The organism is Aquabacterium sp. (assembly GCF_035476535.1).
Lineage (GTDB): Bacteria > Pseudomonadota > Gammaproteobacteria > Burkholderiales > Burkholderiaceae_C > Pseudaquabacterium.
In genome coordinates, this window is sequence record NZ_DATILJ010000123.1 from 1 (window position 1) to 17,737 (window position 17,737).

The window sequence follows — 17,737 nt, forward strand, 5'->3', positions numbered from 1 at the left end:
AGGTAGCGCTTGGCGCGCAGGTTGCGCTTGATCTCCTGCAGCATCGGCCGCAGGCCCGGCCCCAGGCGCAGCGCCACGCCGGTGGTCAGGATGTCGATGATCGTCAGGTGCAGCAGGCGCGAGACCATCGGGCTGTAGCGATCAAAGTCCTCGGGGTGGTCGGCAGCCAGCAGGATCTGGTTGTTGGACTGCGCGTACTGCGCCAACGGTGACGCGCTGGCCGTGATCACGATCACCGTCGCACCCTTGCGGCGCGCCACGTCCACGGCATCGAGCAGGTCGCGGGTGCGGCCGGAGTTGCTGATCGCCACGGCGCAATCGCCCGAGCCCAGCATCGTCGCGCTCATCAGCTGCACATGGCCGTCGCTGCAGGCGAAGGTGTTGATGCCGAGCCGGAAGAACTTGTGCTGCGCATCCATCGCCACGATGCCGGAATTGCCGACGCCGTAGAACTCGATGCGGTGCTTGCCGCGGCCAGCGGCGGCCAACGCGTCGATCGCGCGCTCGACCGCATGGCCGGCCGCCGCATTGCGGTATTTCAGGAACGCGGCCACGGCGTTGTCGATGACCTTGACGATCAGGTCGCCCGGCTTGTCGTCTTCATCGACCGCGCGGTGGATGAAGGGCACACCTTCGTTGACGGTGCCGGCCAGCTTCAGCTTGAAGTCGGTGAGCCCGTCGTAGCCGACGCTGCGACAGAAGCGCACCACCGTCGGCTTGCTGACATGCGCGCGATCGGCCAGTTCGCTCACCGGCAGTCCGGCAAAGCTGCGTGGGTCGGCCAGCAGCAGCTTGGCCACGCGCTGCTCGGCCGGGGGCAGGGCCGGCAGCGAAGCACGCACGCGTTCCAGCATCGACATCGGCGCCTACTGTTCCTCGTCCCAGGTGCAGCCGTCGCGCGCCACCATCGCGCTGGACGCTGGCGGACCCCAGGTGCCGGCGGCATACGGCCGCGGTCCGTTCGGATCGGCGGCCCAGATGTCGAGGATGGGCTCCACCCAGCGCCAGGCCTGTTCCTGTTCATCGCTGCGCACGAACAGGTTCAGCCGCCCGGCAATGGCGTCCATCAACAGCCGTTCGTAGGCACCCACGCGTTCGCTCGGAAAGGCCTTGTCGAAGTCCAGGTCCAGCGACACCGGGGCCAGCATCTCGCCCTGGCCGCTGCCTTTGGCTGCCAGCAAATGCAGCTCCAGGCCGTCCTCCGGCTGCAGGTTGATCACCAGCTTGTTGGCGCGCGCGGAGCCAGGGAAGATCGGGTGCGGCACCTCGCGGAAGTTCACGACGATCTGTGCATGGTGCAAGGCCAGGCGCTTGCCGGTGCGCAGGTAGAAGGGCACGCCGGCCCAGCGCCAGTTCTGCACCTCCGTGCGCAGTGCGACGAAGGTTTCGGTCTGGCTGCCGGCCGGCACCTTCTGCTCGTCCAGGTAGGCCGACACCGCCTTGCCGGCGATGGTGCCGGCGCGGTACTGTCCGCGCACGACGTCCCGCGCCACGCTCTCCGGCGTGAACGGTCGCAAGGACTTCAGCACCTTCAGCTTCTCGTCGCGGATGGCGTCGGCGTCGTTGGTCGACGGCGGCTCCATCGCGATCATCGTCAGCAGCTGCAGCGCATGGTTCTGGATCATGTCGCGCAGCGCGCCGGTCTGATCGTAGAAGTCGCCGCGCGTGCCGACGCCCAGGCCTTCAGCCAGCGTGATCTGGATGTTGGCGATGCTTTCGCGGCGCCACAGCGGTTCGAACAGCGCATTGCCGAAGCGCAGCGCCATCAGGTTCTGCACCGAGGGCTTGCCGAGGTAGTGGTCGATGCGGAAGGCCTGGGCCTCGCTGAACACCGAACGCACGACGCGGTTGATCTGCTGCGCGCTGGCCAGGTCGTGGCCCAGCGGTTTTTCCAGCACCACGCGCACGTTCGGGCCGTTCAGGCCGGCGGCGCCGAGCTGCTCGCAGATCACCGGGAACAGGTAGGGCGCGGTGGCCAGGTACAGCACCACGGTATCGGCACCGCGTTCGTCGATCCATTGCTTCAGGCCGGCGTAGTGCTCGGGCTGGGAGAGGTCCATGCGGCGGTAGTGCAGCAGGTCGGCGAAGCGCGCGAACTCTTCGTCGCTCGGCCGCTTGGCACTTTCCACCTCGACGAAGCGCTCCTTGATGAAGTTGCGGTAGTCCCCGTCGCTGCGCTCGTCGCGCGCCACCGCGAGGATGCGGCCGCCGGGCGGCAGCTTGCCGTGGCGGAAGGCCTGGAACAAGGCTGGCATCAGCTTGCGCCAGGTGAGGTCGCCGGTGCCGCCGAAGAAAACGAGATCAAACGCCATGGGAAAGGAGCCGAAGCTGTAACCGGGTTACAGCTTTCATGATGCCCGAGTTTCTTTCTCCGGTCAACGCTGGAAGGCACCCGGGGTCCATTGCGCCGGCGCCGCCAGCGGCTGCGTGCCCACCGGTAGCTTGAACTCCGCGTGGGGCGACAGGTCGGGCCCGCCGGCCAGCCGAGGGTTCACGCCGCGGCCGCGCAGCAGCGAGCCGGGCGCCAGTGCGAAGGCCAGGCCTTCGATGTCCACCAGCATGCCGGCCAGCGCCGGATAGTTGCCGTCGAAGTGTCCCGCTGTGCCCAGGCTCAGCACGCCGATGCCGACGCTCAGGTTGTTGACGGCATGCACCGGCGTCCCCGCTGGCAGCTTGTCGTCCCAGACACGCACGAAGCGCGCGCCCGTGGCGTCGCTGATCAGCGTGTTGTGGGCCAGGTACAGCGCGTTGGTCGGCCAGGGCTGACCCTCCGCGCCATAGGAGATGCCGACCAGGTTGCTGGTGTTGGCGCTCTGCCAGATGACGTTGCCGATGAGCTTCGCCTCGCCGCCGTTGGGCAGATCGACTTCGTAGGCCGCATGGCCGTTCGGACCATCGGCCAGCAGGTTGTACGCGATGAACGACTCACGGGCCCGCGACTTGATCAGGTGCGCAAAGTAGCCGTCGTGAAATCGGCTGCCAGTGACGCTGAGACGGCCGATGCGGCCCACGTAGAGCAGGTGGTGCAGCGCATCGCGGTTGCGGGGAGCCTGGCCGAACACGCTGTCTTCGACGCGCAGTTCGGCATCGGCGAAGTTCGCGGTGAGGATGCCGTTCTCGTTGTCGAAGAAGGCGCAGTGGCGCACGGTCAGCCGGCCCTTCTCGAAGCGCAGGCCGGCGCCGTTGCGATCGGGCACGCGGGCGCCGCGGAACTCGATGTTCTCGATCGTGATGTCGCCGTCGCGGATGATCCAGATGGCTTTGCCCTCGGCATGTCGTCCGTCGGCCAGGAACACCGGCCGCTGGCCGCGGCCGCGGATGCTCAGCTTGCGCTGGTCGATGGCCGTGACGTCGCCGCGGTAGTCACCCGGCAGCACCTCGATCGTGTCGCCATCGCGGGCCTGTTTCACCGCCTGCGCGAAGCTGGGACCCTGGCCTGGCGGTCCGACCACCAGCGTGGCCGCCAGCGCGGAGCCGGTGGCCAGCCACAGCAAGCCTGCCAGAACCCGCTTGACGAACGCGCCGCAGGCGCTGAAAGCTTGCATGCGCGGATTGTGGATGCACACAGGCGCGGCGCATGCACTGCCGCGCCCGGCTTCGTAACCAACCCGAAACCGCGTTGCCGCCGATCGCGGTCTAATTCGGGTTCTGCCGCTTTCAGCACCACCCGCGATGAACCAGCTCGACCAACTCAAGGCCTTCACCACCGTGGTGGCCGACACCGGCAACTTCAAGCAGCTGGCGCAGTTCGCGCCGCGCGACGCGACCACCAACCCGTCGCTGATCCTGAAGGCAGTGCAGCAACCCGACTACGCGCCCTTGCTGGCCGACACCGTCTCGGCCCACCGCCGCAAGCCGCTGGAGGCCATCGTCGACGAAGTGCTGGTGCGCTTCGGGCTGGAGATCCTGCAGGTGGTGCCCGGCCGGGTGTCGACCGAGGTGGACGCCCGCTTGTCCTTCGACGCGCCCGCCACCATCGCCCGCGCCCACCGGCTGATCGGCCTGTACGAAGCCGCCGGCGTGCCGCGTGAGCGCGTGCTGATCAAGGTGGCGGCCACCTGGGAAGGCATTGCGGCGGCGCGCCACCTGGAACAGGAGGGCATTCATTGCAACCTGACGCTGTTGTTTGCGTTCTGCCAGGCGGTGGCCTGCGGCGAGGCCGGTGTGCAGCTGATCTCGCCCTTTGTCGGCCGCATCTACGACTGGCACAAGAAGAACGCCGGCGCGGCCTGGGACGAAGGGCTCCAAGCCGGGCCAAACGACCCTGGCGTGCGCTCGGTCGAGCGCATCCACCGGCATTACAAGCGCTTCGGCATCCGCACCGAGGTGATGGGCGCGAGCTTCCGCAACGTCGGCCAGATCATCGCGCTGGCCGGCTGCGACCTGCTGACCATCAGCCCCGAGCTGCTGAGTACTTTGCAGGCCAGCACCGAGCCCGTGCAGCGCCGGCTCGGCGCCCCTTCGCCGCAGGATGCCGACTTGCAGCCCGTGAGCTACGACGAAGCCGGCTTCCGCTACGCGCTGAACGACGATGCGATGGCCACCGAGAAGCTGGCCGAGGGCATTCGCGCCTTTGCCGCTGATGCGGTCAAGCTCGACGCGATGATCCGGACGCTGCAGTCATGAGCGCCTTCACCCGTTGCGACACGACCGTCGCCTGGAGCGCTCTGCGCGGCCACTACGAAGCCCATGGCCGGGACTTCGACCTGCGCGAGGCCTTCGCGCGCGACGCTGGGCGCTTCGAGGCTTTTGCGCTGCAGGCGCCCGAGGTCTTCGCCGACTTGTCGAAGAACCGCTGGGACCTGGTCACCCGCAGGCTGCTGATCGAGCTTGCGCGGGAATGCGGACTGGAAGCGCGGCGCGACGCGATGTTCGCCGGCGAGCCGATCAACAGCACCGAAGGCCGCGCGGTGCTGCACACCGCCTTGCGCGCCCCGAAGGGCCTGGGCCTGTTCAGCGACGACGTGCATGAGGTGCTGGATCGCATGCTGGCCTTCTCCGAACAGGTGCGTGACACGGCGGCGAGCAGCATCACCGACGTCGTCAACATCGGCATCGGCGGCTCCGACTTGGGCCCGCAGATGGTGGTGCCGGCGCTCGACGCCTGGCAGCATCCGGCGATCCGCAGCCACTTCGTCAGCAATGTCGATGGCCACGACATCACACCGGTGCTGCGGCACCTGGATGCGCGCAAGACGCTGTTCATCATCGCCAGCAAGACCTTCACGACGCAGGAGACGATGGCCAACGCGGCTGTCGCGCGGCAATGGTTCCTGGCCCAGGGTGGCACGGACATCGCACGCCACTTCGTCGGCGCGACGACCAACCTGAAGGCCGCGGCCGAGTTCGGCATCCACACCACCTTCGGCTTCTGGGACTGGGTCGGCGGCCGCTACTCGCTGTGGAGCGCGATCGGGCTGCCGATAGCCATCGCCGTCGGGGCCGAGCACTTCCGCGCGTTGCTGGCCGGTGCGCATGCGATGGACCGGCACTTCGCCGATGCGCCATTGGAAAGCAATCTGCCCGCGCAGCTGGGCCTGCTCGATGTCTGGTACCGCAACTTCCACCACTTCACGAGCCGCTCGGTGGCGCCCTACCACCAGGGCCTGAAGCGCCTGCCGGCCTACCTGCAGCAGCTGGAGATGGAATCCAACGGCAAGTGCGTCGACCTGGCCGGCCAGCCCTTGCCCCATGGCAGCAGCCCGGTGGTGTGGGGCGAGCCGGGCACCAATGGCCAGCATGCCTATTTCCAGATGCTGCACCAGGGCACGGACGTGATTCCGGTGGAGTTCATCGCGGTCAAGCGCCCGACGCACACCCATCAGGATCTGCACACCAAGGCCCTGGCCAACTGCCTGGCCCAGAGCCAGGCGCTGATGCTGGGGAAGACCGCCGAGGTCGCGCGGGGCGAGAAGGCGCCTACGGCGTCGGCCACGCTGGACCCGCTGACCCTGGCCCGCCACCGCAGTTTTCCCGGCAACCGGCCCAGCACCACGCTGTTGCTGGACCAGCTGACCCCGCGTGCGCTGGGCGCCTTGATCGCGCTGTACGAACACCGCGTGTTCACCAGCGGGGCGATCTGGGGCCTCAACAGCTTCGACCAATGGGGCGTCGAACTCGGCAAGGCCTTGTGCAGCGATCTGCTGCCGCGCCTGGCCAGCGGCGACACGACAGGCCTCGACGGCTCGACCGCCGGCCTGCTGAAGCGATTGGGCAGCGCATGAGAGTCGTCTTCGATTTCGGCGGCGTGCTGTTCCAGTGGCGGCCGGCCGACTTGCTCAAGCGCGCGTTGCCGCGGCATGCTGCTGACGATGAGCAGGCCGCGCACTGGGTGCAGCAGATCTTCCAGGGCTATGGCGGCGACTGGGGCGAGTTCGACCGCGGGGTCGTCGAGCCGCCGGCCTTGTCCGAGCAGATTGCGCGCCGCACCGGCCTGCAAGCCGCCGACGTGATGGCGGTGATCGACGCGGTGGCCGACGAATTGCAGCCCATCGCGGCCAGCGTGAACCTGCTCGAACGGCTGCATGCGGCCGGCACGCCGCTGCACTACCTGTCGAACATGCCGATCCCGTATGCGGACCACCTGGACCGCAGCCACGCCTTCCTCGGCCGCTTCACCAGCGGCGTGTATTCCGGTCGGGTGCAGCTGGTGAAGCCCGATCCGGCGATCTTCGAGCATGCCGCGACGCATTTCGGCGCCCGGCCGGATGAGTTGGTGTTCCTGGACGACCACCCGCCGAACGTCGCCGCCGCCCGTGCCGCCGGCTGGCAGGCGCTGCAGTTCAGCAACGCCGCGCAGGCCGAGCGCGATTTGCGTGCCGCCGGTTGGTGGCCTGACGCCGGGTGACCGTTGGCGGTGCATGCTGCACCCGCATGGTGTAGATCCTGGGGTAGATCCCGAGCCGAATCGCCGTGCAGTGCATGGCACAAATCTGGCTTCGTGGGTGACAATAAACTGACCATTTGGTCAGGTCCGGCGCGTCAGGCGCCTCCCACTCCTTGTCGATGAACGCTCCAGAAAGGCTGCCAGGCCTGCCCCGTGCCGCTGCCGGATCTGCCATGCCCGCCGAGTTGACGGTGGCCGTGCGCCGCGCCAGCGTGGTCTACCCATCTGCCGATGCGCCGGTGCATGCCCTGCAAGAGGTGGACCTGGACATCGCGCCGGGCGAGTTCATCTCGCTGATCGGCCCGTCGGGCTGCGGCAAGACCACCTTGCTGCGCGTGATCGCCGACCTGGAGCCGATCACCGGCGGCGAGGTGCGCGTCAACGGCATGAGCCCGCGCGAGGCCCGGCTGGCGCGCGCCTACGGCTATGTGTTCCAGTCGCCGGCGCTGTTCCCGTGGCGCACGGTGCTGGCCAATGTGATGCTGCCGCTGCAGATCCAGGGCCGCGCCAAGGCGCAATGCCAGGCGGTGGCGATGGAGCAGCTGGCGCGTGTGGGCCTCGGCGGCTTCGAGCGCAAGTACCCGTGGCAGTTGTCGGGCGGCATGCAGCAGCGGGTGTCGATTGCGCGCGCGCTGGGTTTCGAGCCCAAGTTGCTGATGATGGACGAGCCCTTCGGTGCGCTCGACGAGATCACGCGCGACCGGCTCAACGAGCAATTGCAGCAGCTGTGGCAGCGTGAGCGCCGCACCGTCGTGTTCGTCACGCACTCGATCGCCGAAGCGGTGTACCTGTCGACGCGCATCGTCGTGATGTCGCCGCGGCCGGGCCGCATCCTGAAGGTCATCAACTCGACGCTGCCGGATGAACGCCACCTGGGCCTGCGCGACACGCCGGAGTTCATGGCGCTGGCGCATGAAGTGCGCGAAGGCTTGGCCGTCGGCCACGGTGCCGATGACGTCTGATCCGCGCCAACGCGTGATGCCGGTGGCCACGGTGCTGGCTGTCGTGCTGCTGCTGTGGTACGTCGGCGCGGTCGGCCTGAACTCGGCGGGTGCCATCGAGCGCGTGCTGGCGCCCAAGGGCCCGTACAGCACAGCCGAGCTGATCGCCGCCACCTTGAACATGCAGCGCCCGGTGCTGCCGTCGCCCCACCAGGTGCTGATCGACCTGTGGCGCAGCGTGGCCGACTGGCCGCTGGATTCGCCGCGCAACCTGCTGTACCACGTGGCGGTCACGGCACAGTCCACGCTGGTCGGCTTCGTGCTGGGCACCTTGCTGGGTGTGGCGCTGGCCGCCGCCATCGTGCATTCACGCACGCTGGACCGGGCGCTGCTGCCGTGGATCGTCGCGTCGCAGACCGTGCCGGTGCTGGCCATTGCGCCCATCGTGCTGGTGATCCTGGGCAGCCTGGGCTTCAGCGGCGTGGCGCCGAAAGCGACGATCGCGATGTACCTGTGCTTCTTCCCGGTGACGGTGGCGATGGTGCAGGGCCTGCGGGCACCGCAGCGCATCGAGACTGAGCTGATGCACACCTACGCGGCCAGCCGCAACCAGGCCTTCTGGTTGCTGCGCCTGCCATCGGCGCTGCCCTTCCTGTTCCCCTCGCTGCGGGTGGCGATTGCTGCCGGCCTGGTCGGCGCGATGGTGGCCGAGCTGCCCACCGGCGCGCAGGCCGGCCTGGGCGCCAGGCTGCTGACCGGCTCGTACTACGGCAATACTGTCGGCATCTGGTCGGCGCTGGTGATGTCGGCGCTGCTGGGGCTGGGGCTGACGATGGCGGTGGCCGGCATCGAACGGCTGGTGCTGCGCTCGCGGAGGCTGGCATGAGGGCCGCCCGCCGTGCCGGCGTGCCGGCCCGGGTGTTCGGCGCGCTGGCCCTTGCGCTGGCCGCCGCCGGCATGTTGTGGGGGTTGGTGCCCGAGTCCGCGCCGGAGGGCGGCGCATCGGCCGGGCTGATCGCCGGCCTGTGGTTCACGGTGCTGCTGGCCGGCTTCAGCGTGCAGCAGGTCGCCGCGCTCGACGGTCACCGCGTGCTGGGCACCGTCACCGCCGCGCTGTTCGGGCTGTGGGTTGTTTACTTCTGGCAGGTCGGCGTCACGCTGTTCGATGTGCCACGCGTATTGCTGCCGGCACCGGCGCTGATCCTGCAATCGCTGGTCGATCGCTGGGAGGTGCTGGGCGGTGACTTCGTGCAGACGGTGCTGAAGGCGGTGCTGGTCGGCTGGCTGCTGGGCTGCGCGCTGGGCTTCGGTGTCGGCATCGCGATCGACCGCGCGCCCTTCCTGCAGCGCGGGCTGCTGCCGCTGGCCTCGCTGACCAGCACCGTGCCGCTGGTGGCGGTGGCGCCGATCGCGGTGATGTGGTTCGGCTTCGACTGGCCCAGCAAGGCCGCGGTCGTGGTGCTGATGACCTTCTTCCCGATGCTGGTGTCGACGCTGGCCGGGCTGCAGGCCGCGGGCAAGCTCGAACGCGAGTTGATGCAGACCTATGCCGCCAGCTACAGCCGCACGCTGCTGGACCTGCGCCTGCCCACCGCGATGCCGTTCATCTTCAATGCGCTGAAGGTCAATGCCACGCTGGCATTGATCGGCGCGATCGTCGCCGAGTTCTTCGGCTCGCCGACGGTAGGCCTGGGATTTCGCATCAGCACCGAGGCCGCGCGCATGAACATGGCCCTGGTCTGGGGCGCCATCGTCGTCGCGGCCGTCACCGGTTCGGTGGCCTATGCGCTGCTGGTGCAACTGGAGCGGCGCATCGCGTTCTGGCACCCGTCCATCCGCGCCACGGCATGATGCAACTCTTTCCAACGCCGGGCGCCGACCCGAGCCTTGCCCCACAACCCACCCACAGGAGCAGCCCGTGATGATGAAGAAACTCTCGATCCAGCTTGCGCTGGTCGCCGCCGCAGCAGCCGGCAGCGTTGGTGCCCACGCCGCGGACAAACTGACGGTGCAGATGAAGTGGGTGCCGCAAGCCCAGTTCGCCGGCTATTACGTGGCCGCCGCCAAGGGCTACTACAAGGCTGAGGGCCTGGATGTGACGATCAAGCCGGGCGGCCCCGATGTGTCGCCGGTGCAGGTGCTGGCCGGCAACCAGGCCGACGCCATCGTCAACTGGATGCCCGATGCACTGGCCGCGCGCGAAGCCGGCGTGCCGCTGGTCAACATTGCGCAGATCTTCGACAAGTCCGGCCTGATGCTGACCTGCAAGAAGGCCAGTGGTGTCTCCAGCCCCAAGGACTTCAAGGGCAAGACGCTGGGCGTGTGGTTCGGCGGCAATGAATACCCGTTCCTGAATTGGATGGCCAAGCTGGGCCTGAAGCCCGATGTCGATGTCAAGGTGCTCAAGCAGGGCTTCAATGTCGACCCGCTGCTGCAGAACCAGGCCGCCTGCATCTCGACGATGATCTACAACGAGTACTGGCAGGTGGTGGACGCCGGCGTCAAGGAGGCCGACCTGGTGACCTTCTTCTACGAGAAGGAAGGCGTCGCGTCGCTGGAAGACGGCCTGTATGTGCTGGAGGGCAAGCTGAAGGATCCGGCCTTCGTCGCGCGCATGGCGAAATTCCTGAAGGCCACCTTCAAAGGCTGGAACGACGCGGTGAAGAACCCCGAGGAAGCGGCCAAGATCGTCGTTGCCGCCGACCCGTCGGGCAGCGCGACGCTGCCGGTGCAGATCCGTCAGATGAAGAACATCGCGACGCTGATCGGCACTGCCGGCACCAAGAAGATCGGCTACCTGGAGCCTGCCGCGTATGAGCGCACCGTGAAGGTCTTGCTGGCCGGTGGCAGCTCGCCGGTGATCAAGAAGGATCCGGGCAAGGCGGCAATGAGCCACGTGGTCTGGGAAGCCGCGCAGAAGTGAGCCCCCCCCAGGGATTTGGCCCCCTCCCGGAGCGGCCTGCGGCCGCCTCCCCCCCAGGGGGGCGACGCCAGTCGACCGGCAGAGCCGGATCGACGGCGTCCGCTGGAACGGCGGCCGGACGCCTGAAGGCGTCTCGGCCGCCTCGAGCGGCGGAGACGGAAGCTACTGACGAGTCCGACAACGGCGCCAAAGGGCAGATCCGCCAGGCCAATGAGTTGCTGATCCTGGGCGCGGGGGAGCGGGTGTTCGCCCGCGCCGGCTTCAATGGCGCGACGATGGCCGAGATCGCCGACGAAGCCGGCCTGCCCAAGGCCAACCTGCACTACTACTTCGGCAACAAGCAGGACCTGTATTCGGCCGTGCTGGCCCGCACGCTGCACGACTGGCTGGTGCCGATGGACGGCCTGGTGGCCAGCGCCGATCCGCGCGAGGCACTGGAACACTACATCCGCGCCAAGATGCAGATGTCGCGCGAGCGGCCGGACGCGTCGCGCGTGTTCGCCAACGAGCTGCTGCACGGCGCCGCGGTGCTGGGCGAGCTGATGCGCACCGAGCTGCGCACGATGGTGCGACGCAAGGCCGCGGTGATCGATGGCTGGGTCGCGCAGGGCCGCATGGCGCCGGTGGATGCCACGCACTTGTTCTTCACGATCTGGGCCGCGACGCAGACCTATGCCGATTTCGACGTGCAGGTGCGCGCCGTTCTGGGCCGCACTGAATTGAGCGCCCGCGACCACCGGCGCGCCACCGACCACGTGGTCAGCCTGATCCTGCGCGGCTGCGGATTGCAGGAGTGAGCCTGCACTGACGCCGAAGCCCAGCCCACGCAGTCGGTGGGTCGAGCCGGTGAACAAACTGCGCGACACTTGCGGCATGTGCAGCCCCGCGAGCCGATGAACGCCATTCGGCCACCCGACGACGACGACGCACGGCCCGCTTTCGCGCCCTCGTCCATCCAGCCCGACGTCGATCTCGACGCATCGTCGCCCCTCGTCGCCGGCAACAAGCTGGCGGTGGGCCTGCGCCTGGACGAATACGAGATCAGCGGCGTGCTCGGCGAGGGCGGCTTCGGCATCGTCTACCTGGCCTGGGACCATTCGCTGCAGCGCCGGCTGGCGATCAAGGAATACTTTCCGGCCTCGCTGGCCTGGCGCGCACGCGGCACGCAGGTGCAGGTGAAGTCCGAGCGCCATGCCGAGTCCTTCGATGCCGGCCTGCGCAGCTTCATCAACGAGGCCAAGCTGCTGGCCAGCTTCGACCACCCGTCGCTGGTCAAGGTGCACCGCTTCTGGCAGGCCAACGGTACCGCCTACATGGTGATGCCGTTCTACGAAGGCATCACGCTGAAGCAGGCGCTGACCAGCAGCGACAAGGCGCCCGACGAACGCTGGCTGCGCGACCTGCTGCAGCCGTTGCTGGCCGCGCTGGAGTACATGCACGACGCCTCGTGCTACCACCGTGACATCGCGCCCGACAACGTGCTGCTGGTCGACGAGGGTCGCCCGCTGCTGCTGGACTTCGGCGCGGCACGGCGGGTGATCGGCGACATGACCAAGGCCGTCACGGTGATTCTCAAGCCGGGCTATGCACCGATCGAGCAGTACGGCGACATGCCCGGCATCGGCCAGGGCCCGTGGACCGACATCTATGCCCTCGGCGCGGTGCTGCACTTCGCGATCACCGGCACGGTGCCGCGGGCCTCGGTCACGCGCCTGGTGGCCGACGACTACCAGCCGCTGGCCGAGCGCTGCGCCGGCCGCTACAGCGACAAGCTGCTGCGCGGCGTCGACCGCATGCTGGTGGTGCGGCCTGAAGGCCGGCCGCAGACGATTGGCGAGCTGCGCCGGCTGATCGACATCGAGGTCTCGCAGGACTCCGGCCGCATCGTGCTGCCCTCGCGCGTGGCACCGGATGCCGAGCCCTGGACACGGCCGATCACGCGCAGCCAGCCGGCGCCGCTGGCCAACCAGCTGCCCGAGAAGCCGCCCGAGAAACTGCCCGAGAAACTGCCGATGCCGGCGGTGAGCCGGCCGCGCTTCCGGCCGACCTGGGGTCTGCTGGCGCTGGCGAGCGTGGCTTTGCTGTTGCTGTTGATTGGCCTGTGGCGATTCACCGCCACCAGCCGCGACGAGGCGGTCGTGAGCGATCCGCCCGCAACCGAGCCGGCGGCCGTACCGGCCGCAGAACCGGCCCCGGTGCCGCAGATCGTGCCCGCATCGAGTGCCACCGAGCCCGCGGCCAGTGCACCGGCGCGCGCGGCGAGCGTGCAGGCGCCAGCGGCCAGCGAATCCGCGCCGGCAGCCAGTGTGCAGGCGCCAGTGGCCAGCGCGCCGACGCCCAAGCCGCCGGTCGCCGCCTCGGCGGCGCCGGGGCCGGTGATCGACCGGCCGGCGCCAGGTGCGCCGGCGGCCTCGGCCTCCGCTTTGCCGCCGGCCCCACGCCTTCCGCAAAGCCCCGCCAGCACGGCGGCCGTCGTGCCGGCCAAGCCACTACCCACCGCTGCAGCCAGCAAGCCCGTGGCCCGGCCCCCCGTGGTTGCCGTCCCGCGGCTACCCAAACGGGTGGAGCCCGCAGCGTCGGCCACGCCCACCACCTCGCCTAGAATTCCGTCGAATGCCCGCTGTGCGGACATCATCCAACGCGTCTCGATCGGCGAGGCCTTGACGGCGTCCGACCGGCGCATTCTTCAAGAGGAGTGCGGAAAATGAGCATGCGGATGTGGGGTCTGCCGCGGCAACGACGCGCCTGGATGGGCTCGCTGCTGGTCTTGCTGGTGGCCGTGGTGAGCGGTTGCAAGACCGCGCCACCGGCGCCGGTGGCGCGTGAGAGCGTCGAAGCGGTGTCGCTGGACCAGGCCATCGCGCTGGCCACCGACAGCCTGGCGGCCCAGATCAAGCCGCCGGAAAGCCTGCTCTCGCGTTTCGAGAAGCCGGTCAAGCGGCCGGTGATGATGGACCCCTCGCTCGATGCCGCGTCGGGCCAGCAGACCGCGCTGACACGGCTGCTCGATCAGAAGGTCAACGAGCGCCTGGCGCTGCAGCCGCTGCTCGAGGTGCTGCCCTTCGCGCAGGCCAGCCTGGGCCGTGCGCAGTACATCGTGGTCGGCACCATCACGCGGCTGGAGGCGGCGCGGGACGTGTTCCAGATCCACCTCGCACTGGCCGAACTGAAGACCGGCAAGGTCGCGGCGCAGGCCTCGTCGCGTGCGCGCGACGAAAAGTTCGACACCACGCCCACGGCCTACTACCGCGACACCCCGGTGCTGCTGCTGAAGGACCGTGTCGTCGAAGGTTACCTGCGCACCGGCCAGATGGCGCCCGGCGAGCCGGCCGATAGCGCCTATCTGGAGCGGGTGGCGGCCACCGCGATGATCCAGGAAGCGACAGCGCTGTACAACGCCGAGCGCTACCAGGATGCGCTGGGCCTGTACCGCGACGCGCTGGCCACGCCGGCCGGCGAGCAGATGCGCTCGCTCAACGGCGTCTACCTGACGAACTGGAAGCTCGGCAACGTGGGTGAAGCCGAAGCCGCCTTCGGCAAGGTGGTGGCGCTGGGCCTGGCCTCGAAGGCGCTAGGCGTGAAGTTCCTCTTCAACCCGGGCAGCACCGATTTCTGGTCCGACACCAAGATCAGCGGCCCCTACGCCGTGTGGTTGCGCCAGATCGCTCGCCAGGCGGCCAACACCAAGGTCTGCATGGAAGTCGTCGGCCACACCAGCCGCACCGGCTCGGAGGCCTACAACGACAAACTCTCGGCCCAGCGCGCTGCATCGATCCAGCGCAAGCTGGAAAGTGAATCGCCGATGCTGGTCGGCCGCATGAAGGCCAGCGGCGTGGGCTTCCGCGAAAACCTGATCGGCACCGGCACCGACGATGCCAGCGATTCGCTGGATCGTCGGGTCGAGTTCAAGATCGGCGGCTGCTGACCTTGGCCCGCCGCCGGGCGGCGGCGGCCGCGCCCCAGGGCACGGGTTTCATGCGGCGGCAACTGCTTCGTCGTCCGCCTCTTCGCCGAGGAACCCGCCGCTCTGGTGCGCCCACAGCCGCGCATACAGGCCGCCCTGCGCCAGCAGGCTGCGGTGGTCGCCTTCTTCGACGATGCGGCCCTTGTCCATCACGATCAGCCGGTCCATCGCGGCGATGGTCGACAGGCGGTGGGCAATGGCCACCACGGTCTTGCCTTCCATCAGCCGGTACAGGCTGGCCTGGATCGCGGCCTCGACTTCGCTGTCCAGTGCGCTGGTGGCTTCGTCGAGCAGCAGGATCGGCGCGTCCTTCAGCATCACCCGTGCAATGGCAATGCGCTGGCGCTGGCCGCCAGAGAGCTTGACGCCGCGTTCGCCGACCTGCGCGTCGTAGCCGTGGCGCCCGTTGGGATCGGACAGGACCTCGATGAAGTCATGCGCCTCGGCGCGCTGCGCGGCGGCGAGCATCTGCGCGTCAGTCGCATCGGGCCGGCCGTAGAGGATGTTGTCGCGCACCGAGCGGTGCAGCAGCGAGGTGTCCTGCGTCACCATGCCGACCTGCGCCCGCAGGCTGTCCTGCGTGACGTGCGCGATGTCCTGCCCGTCGACCAGGAGCCGCCCCGATTCGATGTTATGGAAGCGCAGGATCAGGTTCACCACCGTGCTCTTGCCGGCACCCGAACGCCCGACCAGGCCGATCTTCTCGCCGGGCCGGATGTGCAGGTTCAGCTGCTGGATCACCGGCCTGTCGCCGCCGTACGAGAAATTGACGTTCTCGAAGCGGATCTCGCCACGGCTGACCTTCAACGCCTTGGCATCCGGCGCATCGACCACCAGTTGCGGCCGTGCAAGCGTCGTGATGCCATCCTGCACCGTGCCGATGTGCTCGAACAGCATTGCCATCTCCCACATGATCCAGTGCGAGATGCCGTTCAGGCGCAGCGCCATCGCGGTGGCCGCCGCCACCGCGCCGATGCCCACCTGGCCCTGCGTCCACAGCCACAGCGCCATGCCGGCGGTGCCCAGCGTCAGCGCCATGCTCAGGCCGTGGATCACGATCTCGAAGCCGGTGACCAGGCGCATCTGCACCTGCACCGTGCCCAGGAACTCCTGCATCGCCGAGCGTGCATGCCCGGCCTCGCGCTGGGCATGCGCGAACAGCTTGACCGTGGCGATGTTGGTGTAGGCATCGGTGATGCGCCCGGTCATCAGCGAGCGGGCATCGGCCTGCGCCTGGGCCACCCGTGCGAGCCGGGGCACGAAGTGGTGCAAGGTCAGCAGGTACAGCCCCAGCCAGCCCAGCAGCGGCATCAGCATCCAGCTGTGGAAGCCGCCGACCACGGCGACCAGCGTGACGAAGTAGATGACGATGAAGACCAGGATGTCGCAGACGATCATCCAGGTGTCGCGCACCGCCAGCGCGGTCTGCATCACCTTGGCGGCGACGCGGCCGGCGAACTCGTCCTGGTAGAAGCCCATGCTCTGGCCGAGCATCAGCCGGTGGAAGTTCCAGCGCAGCCGCATCGGGAAATTGCCGGCCAGCGCCTGCTGCTTGAACAGCGACTGCAGCGCCACCAACCCCATGCTGCCGACCAGCACACCGGCCAGCAGCAGCAGCCGCGTGCGCTCGTCGGCCCACAGCCGCTGCGGCGAGACACGGCTCAGCCAGTCGACGATGTTGCCGAGCATCGCGTACAGCAGCGCTTCGAACACGCCGATGGCCGCGGTGAACAGCATCATCGCGACGATGTAGCGCCGCAGCCCCCAGGTGCTGGCCCACAGAAAGGGGAAGAAACCCTTGGGCGGCGTCGGTGGTGTGTCGGCCGGGTAGGGATCGACGAGTTTTTCGAACAGGCTGAACATGAGGGGGGCGAGGGTAGTGCGCGGCGCAGGCCACCGATGTGACCGCCATCACCTTGCGCGCCACCGTGTGCGGGCCGCATCCCCTGAACGATGGAGGGCGCCCCCCGCTGTGCCACCGTGTGAGCCGGCGGCGTCAATCGTCCGCTGGGCCGGACTCCAACGCAAGCAGCTCGCCGACAGTCTGCCGCCGGCGGATCAGCCGAGTCCGGTCGCCATCGACCAGCACCTCGGCCGTCAGCGGCCGGCTGTTGTAGTTGCTGGACATCGATGCGCCATACGCACCGGCGTCGTGGAACACCAGCAGGTCGCCGACCTGCGCACGCGGCAACTCGCGCGACAGCACCACGCCGCCTTCGCCCTGCGTGAACACATCGCCCGATTCGCACAGCGGGCCGGCGACCACCGTGGCAAGGGTTTCGCGCGGCGTGTCGTCATGCGGCAGCACGCTGATCTCATGGTGGCTGCCGTACATCGCCGGCCGCGCCAGATCGTTGAAGCCGGCATCGGCCAGCGCGAAGAAGCGCGAGCCCATGGTCTTGGTGGCGCGCACTTCGGCCAGCAGCACGCCGGATTCGGCGACCAGATAGCGGCCGGGCTCGATCTCCAGGCGGATGGCATGGCCGCGCGCCTGGGCGATGCGCTGGCGTGCGGCATGCCACAGCGCGTGGTAATGCGCGGTGTCGATGCGTGGCTCGCCTTCGCGGTACGGGATCGACAGGCCACCGCCGGCCGAGATGGCCTCGATCGGCAGGTCCACCCGCGCGACCAGCTGCACCATCGCATCGCAGACCTGTTGCAGGTGGTGGTAATCGACGCCGGAGCCGATGTGCATGTGCAGGCCGACCAGCTTCAGCCCATGCTGGCGCACCGCCGCCAGCGCGGCGGGCAGGTCGGCGTGCCAGATGCCGTGCTTGCTGTGCTCGCCGCCGGTGTTGGTCTTGTTGCTGTGGCCATGGCCGAAGCCGGGGTTGATGCGCAGCCAGACACGGTGGCCCGCGTGCTTTCCAAGGGTGGCTTGGCCCAGCTGGTGCAGCATGTCGACCGAACCGGCGTTGACGGGGATGCTCTCGGCGACGACCTTGGCCAAGGTGGCCCGGTCGATCACGTCGGCGGTGAAGACGATGCCCGAGGCGCCCTCGTTGCGCGCGCTGAAGCCGGCC

The 17,737-nt window shown here is 68.6% G+C and carries 15 protein-coding genes; 10 read left to right on the forward strand and 5 right to left on the reverse strand.

The annotated features are described in order from the left end of the window. From VLK61_RS12390 to VLK61_RS12400, 3 genes are all read right to left on the reverse strand, one after another. On the reverse strand, nucleotides 1–854 hold an 854-nt coding region (locus VLK61_RS12390), incomplete at its 3' end, for a MurR/RpiR family transcriptional regulator (RefSeq protein ID WP_325421599.1). A 12-nt stretch (nucleotides 855–866) separates the two neighbouring features. Further along, nucleotides 867–2,312: a glucose-6-phosphate dehydrogenase gene (gene zwf, locus VLK61_RS12395; protein ID WP_325421571.1), complete on the reverse strand. Its 1,446-nt coding sequence runs from the start codon at nucleotides 2,310–2,312 to the stop codon at nucleotides 867–869. 63 nt (nucleotides 2,313–2,375) lie between these two features. After that, entirely contained in the window at nucleotides 2,376–3,545 is a 1,170-nt protein-coding gene (locus tag VLK61_RS12400; protein WP_325421573.1) for a hypothetical protein, read from the reverse strand. 127 nt (nucleotides 3,546–3,672) lie between these two features. On the opposite strand from VLK61_RS12400, the gene tal reads away from it, so the two are divergent. The 10 genes from tal to VLK61_RS12450 all read left to right on the forward strand — a co-directional run bounded on the left by tal (nucleotide 3,673) and on the right by VLK61_RS12450 (nucleotide 14,675). Further along, on the forward strand, nucleotides 3,673–4,626 hold the full coding sequence (tal, locus tag VLK61_RS12405) for a transaldolase (RefSeq protein ID WP_325421575.1): 954 nt from the start codon (nucleotides 3,673–3,675) through the stop codon (nucleotides 4,624–4,626). Beyond that, complete coding sequence (gene pgi / locus VLK61_RS12410; protein WP_325421577.1) at nucleotides 4,623–6,224, forward strand: glucose-6-phosphate isomerase; 1,602 nt, start codon at nucleotides 4,623–4,625, stop codon at nucleotides 6,222–6,224. The genes tal and pgi overlap by 4 nt, the downstream gene beginning before the upstream one ends. After that, nucleotides 6,221–6,847 carry an HAD family hydrolase gene (locus tag VLK61_RS12415; protein ID WP_325421579.1) on the forward strand — a complete coding sequence of 209 codons (627 nt, stop codon included), beginning with the start codon at nucleotides 6,221–6,223 and terminating at the stop codon, nucleotides 6,845–6,847. The genes pgi and VLK61_RS12415 overlap by 4 nt, the downstream gene beginning before the upstream one ends. A 212-nt stretch (nucleotides 6,848–7,059) precedes the next feature. Further along, nucleotides 7,060–7,848 carry an ABC transporter ATP-binding protein gene (locus tag VLK61_RS12420; protein WP_325421581.1) on the forward strand — a complete coding sequence of 263 codons (789 nt, stop codon included), beginning with the start codon at nucleotides 7,060–7,062 and terminating at the stop codon, nucleotides 7,846–7,848. Then, the gene (locus VLK61_RS12425; protein ID WP_325421583.1) at nucleotides 7,838–8,713 is read left to right on the forward strand and encodes an ABC transporter permease; all 876 of its coding nucleotides are present in this window, start codon (nucleotides 7,838–7,840) and stop codon (nucleotides 8,711–8,713) included. Before VLK61_RS12420 ends, VLK61_RS12425 begins: the two co-directional genes overlap by 11 nt. Continuing rightward, nucleotides 8,710–9,678, forward strand: coding sequence for an ABC transporter permease (locus VLK61_RS12430; protein WP_325421585.1), 969 nt, complete (start codon nucleotides 8,710–8,712; stop codon nucleotides 9,676–9,678). Before VLK61_RS12425 ends, VLK61_RS12430 begins: the two co-directional genes overlap by 4 nt. A gap of 70 nt (nucleotides 9,679–9,748) precedes the next feature. Then, complete coding sequence (locus tag VLK61_RS12435) at nucleotides 9,749–10,750, forward strand: ABC transporter substrate-binding protein (RefSeq protein WP_325421587.1); 1,002 nt, start codon at nucleotides 9,749–9,751, stop codon at nucleotides 10,748–10,750. A 215-nt stretch (nucleotides 10,751–10,965) separates the two neighbouring features. Then, on the forward strand, nucleotides 10,966–11,547 hold the full coding sequence (locus VLK61_RS12440; protein ID WP_325421589.1) for a TetR/AcrR family transcriptional regulator: 582 nt from the start codon (nucleotides 10,966–10,968) through the stop codon (nucleotides 11,545–11,547). A 96-nt stretch (nucleotides 11,548–11,643) separates the two neighbouring features. Further along, complete coding sequence (locus VLK61_RS12445; protein WP_325421591.1) at nucleotides 11,644–13,458, forward strand: serine/threonine protein kinase; 1,815 nt, start codon at nucleotides 11,644–11,646, stop codon at nucleotides 13,456–13,458. Next, on the forward strand, nucleotides 13,455–14,675 hold the full coding sequence (locus VLK61_RS12450) for an OmpA family protein (RefSeq protein ID WP_325421593.1): 1,221 nt from the start codon (nucleotides 13,455–13,457) through the stop codon (nucleotides 14,673–14,675). Before VLK61_RS12445 ends, VLK61_RS12450 begins: the two co-directional genes overlap by 4 nt. Before the next feature lie 48 nt (nucleotides 14,676–14,723). Here VLK61_RS12450 and VLK61_RS12455 read toward each other — a convergent pair whose 3' ends face one another. Then, complete coding sequence (locus VLK61_RS12455; protein ID WP_325421595.1) at nucleotides 14,724–16,577, reverse strand: ABC transporter ATP-binding protein; 1,854 nt, start codon at nucleotides 16,575–16,577, stop codon at nucleotides 14,724–14,726. Nucleotides 16,578–16,710: 133 nt separating this feature from the next. Beyond that, a partial coding sequence (gene lysA / locus VLK61_RS12460) for a diaminopimelate decarboxylase (protein ID WP_325421597.1) occupies nucleotides 16,711–17,737 on the reverse strand: 1,027 nt, incomplete at its 5' end.

What these genes read in the sequence shown, in the direction of transcription:
- zwf (WP_325421571.1), bottom strand. Translation starts at nt 2,312, where the DNA reads ATGGCGTTTGATCTCGTTTTCTTCGGCGGCACCGGCGACCTCACCTGG.
- VLK61_RS12415 (WP_325421579.1), top strand. Translation starts at nt 6,221, where the DNA reads ATGAGAGTCGTCTTCGATTTCGGCGGCGTGCTGTTCCAGTGGCGGCCG.
- pgi (WP_325421577.1), top strand. Translation starts at nt 4,623, where the DNA reads ATGAGCGCCTTCACCCGTTGCGACACGACCGTCGCCTGGAGCGCTCTG.
- VLK61_RS12420 (WP_325421581.1), top strand. Translation starts at nt 7,060, where the DNA reads ATGCCCGCCGAGTTGACGGTGGCCGTGCGCCGCGCCAGCGTGGTCTAC.
- VLK61_RS12445 (WP_325421591.1), top strand. Translation starts at nt 11,644, where the DNA reads ATGAACGCCATTCGGCCACCCGACGACGACGACGCACGGCCCGCTTTC.
- VLK61_RS12430 (WP_325421585.1), top strand. Translation starts at nt 8,710, where the DNA reads ATGAGGGCCGCCCGCCGTGCCGGCGTGCCGGCCCGGGTGTTCGGCGCG.
- VLK61_RS12435 (WP_325421587.1), top strand. Translation starts at nt 9,749, where the DNA reads ATGATGAAGAAACTCTCGATCCAGCTTGCGCTGGTCGCCGCCGCAGCA.
- tal (WP_325421575.1), top strand. Translation starts at nt 3,673, where the DNA reads ATGAACCAGCTCGACCAACTCAAGGCCTTCACCACCGTGGTGGCCGAC.
- VLK61_RS12455 (WP_325421595.1), bottom strand. Translation starts at nt 16,577, where the DNA reads ATGTTCAGCCTGTTCGAAAAACTCGTCGATCCCTACCCGGCCGACACA.
- VLK61_RS12450 (WP_325421593.1), top strand. Translation starts at nt 13,455, where the DNA reads ATGAGCATGCGGATGTGGGGTCTGCCGCGGCAACGACGCGCCTGGATG.
- VLK61_RS12425 (WP_325421583.1), top strand. Translation starts at nt 7,838, where the DNA reads ATGACGTCTGATCCGCGCCAACGCGTGATGCCGGTGGCCACGGTGCTG.
- VLK61_RS12400 (WP_325421573.1), bottom strand. Translation starts at nt 3,545, where the DNA reads ATGCAAGCTTTCAGCGCCTGCGGCGCGTTCGTCAAGCGGGTTCTGGCA.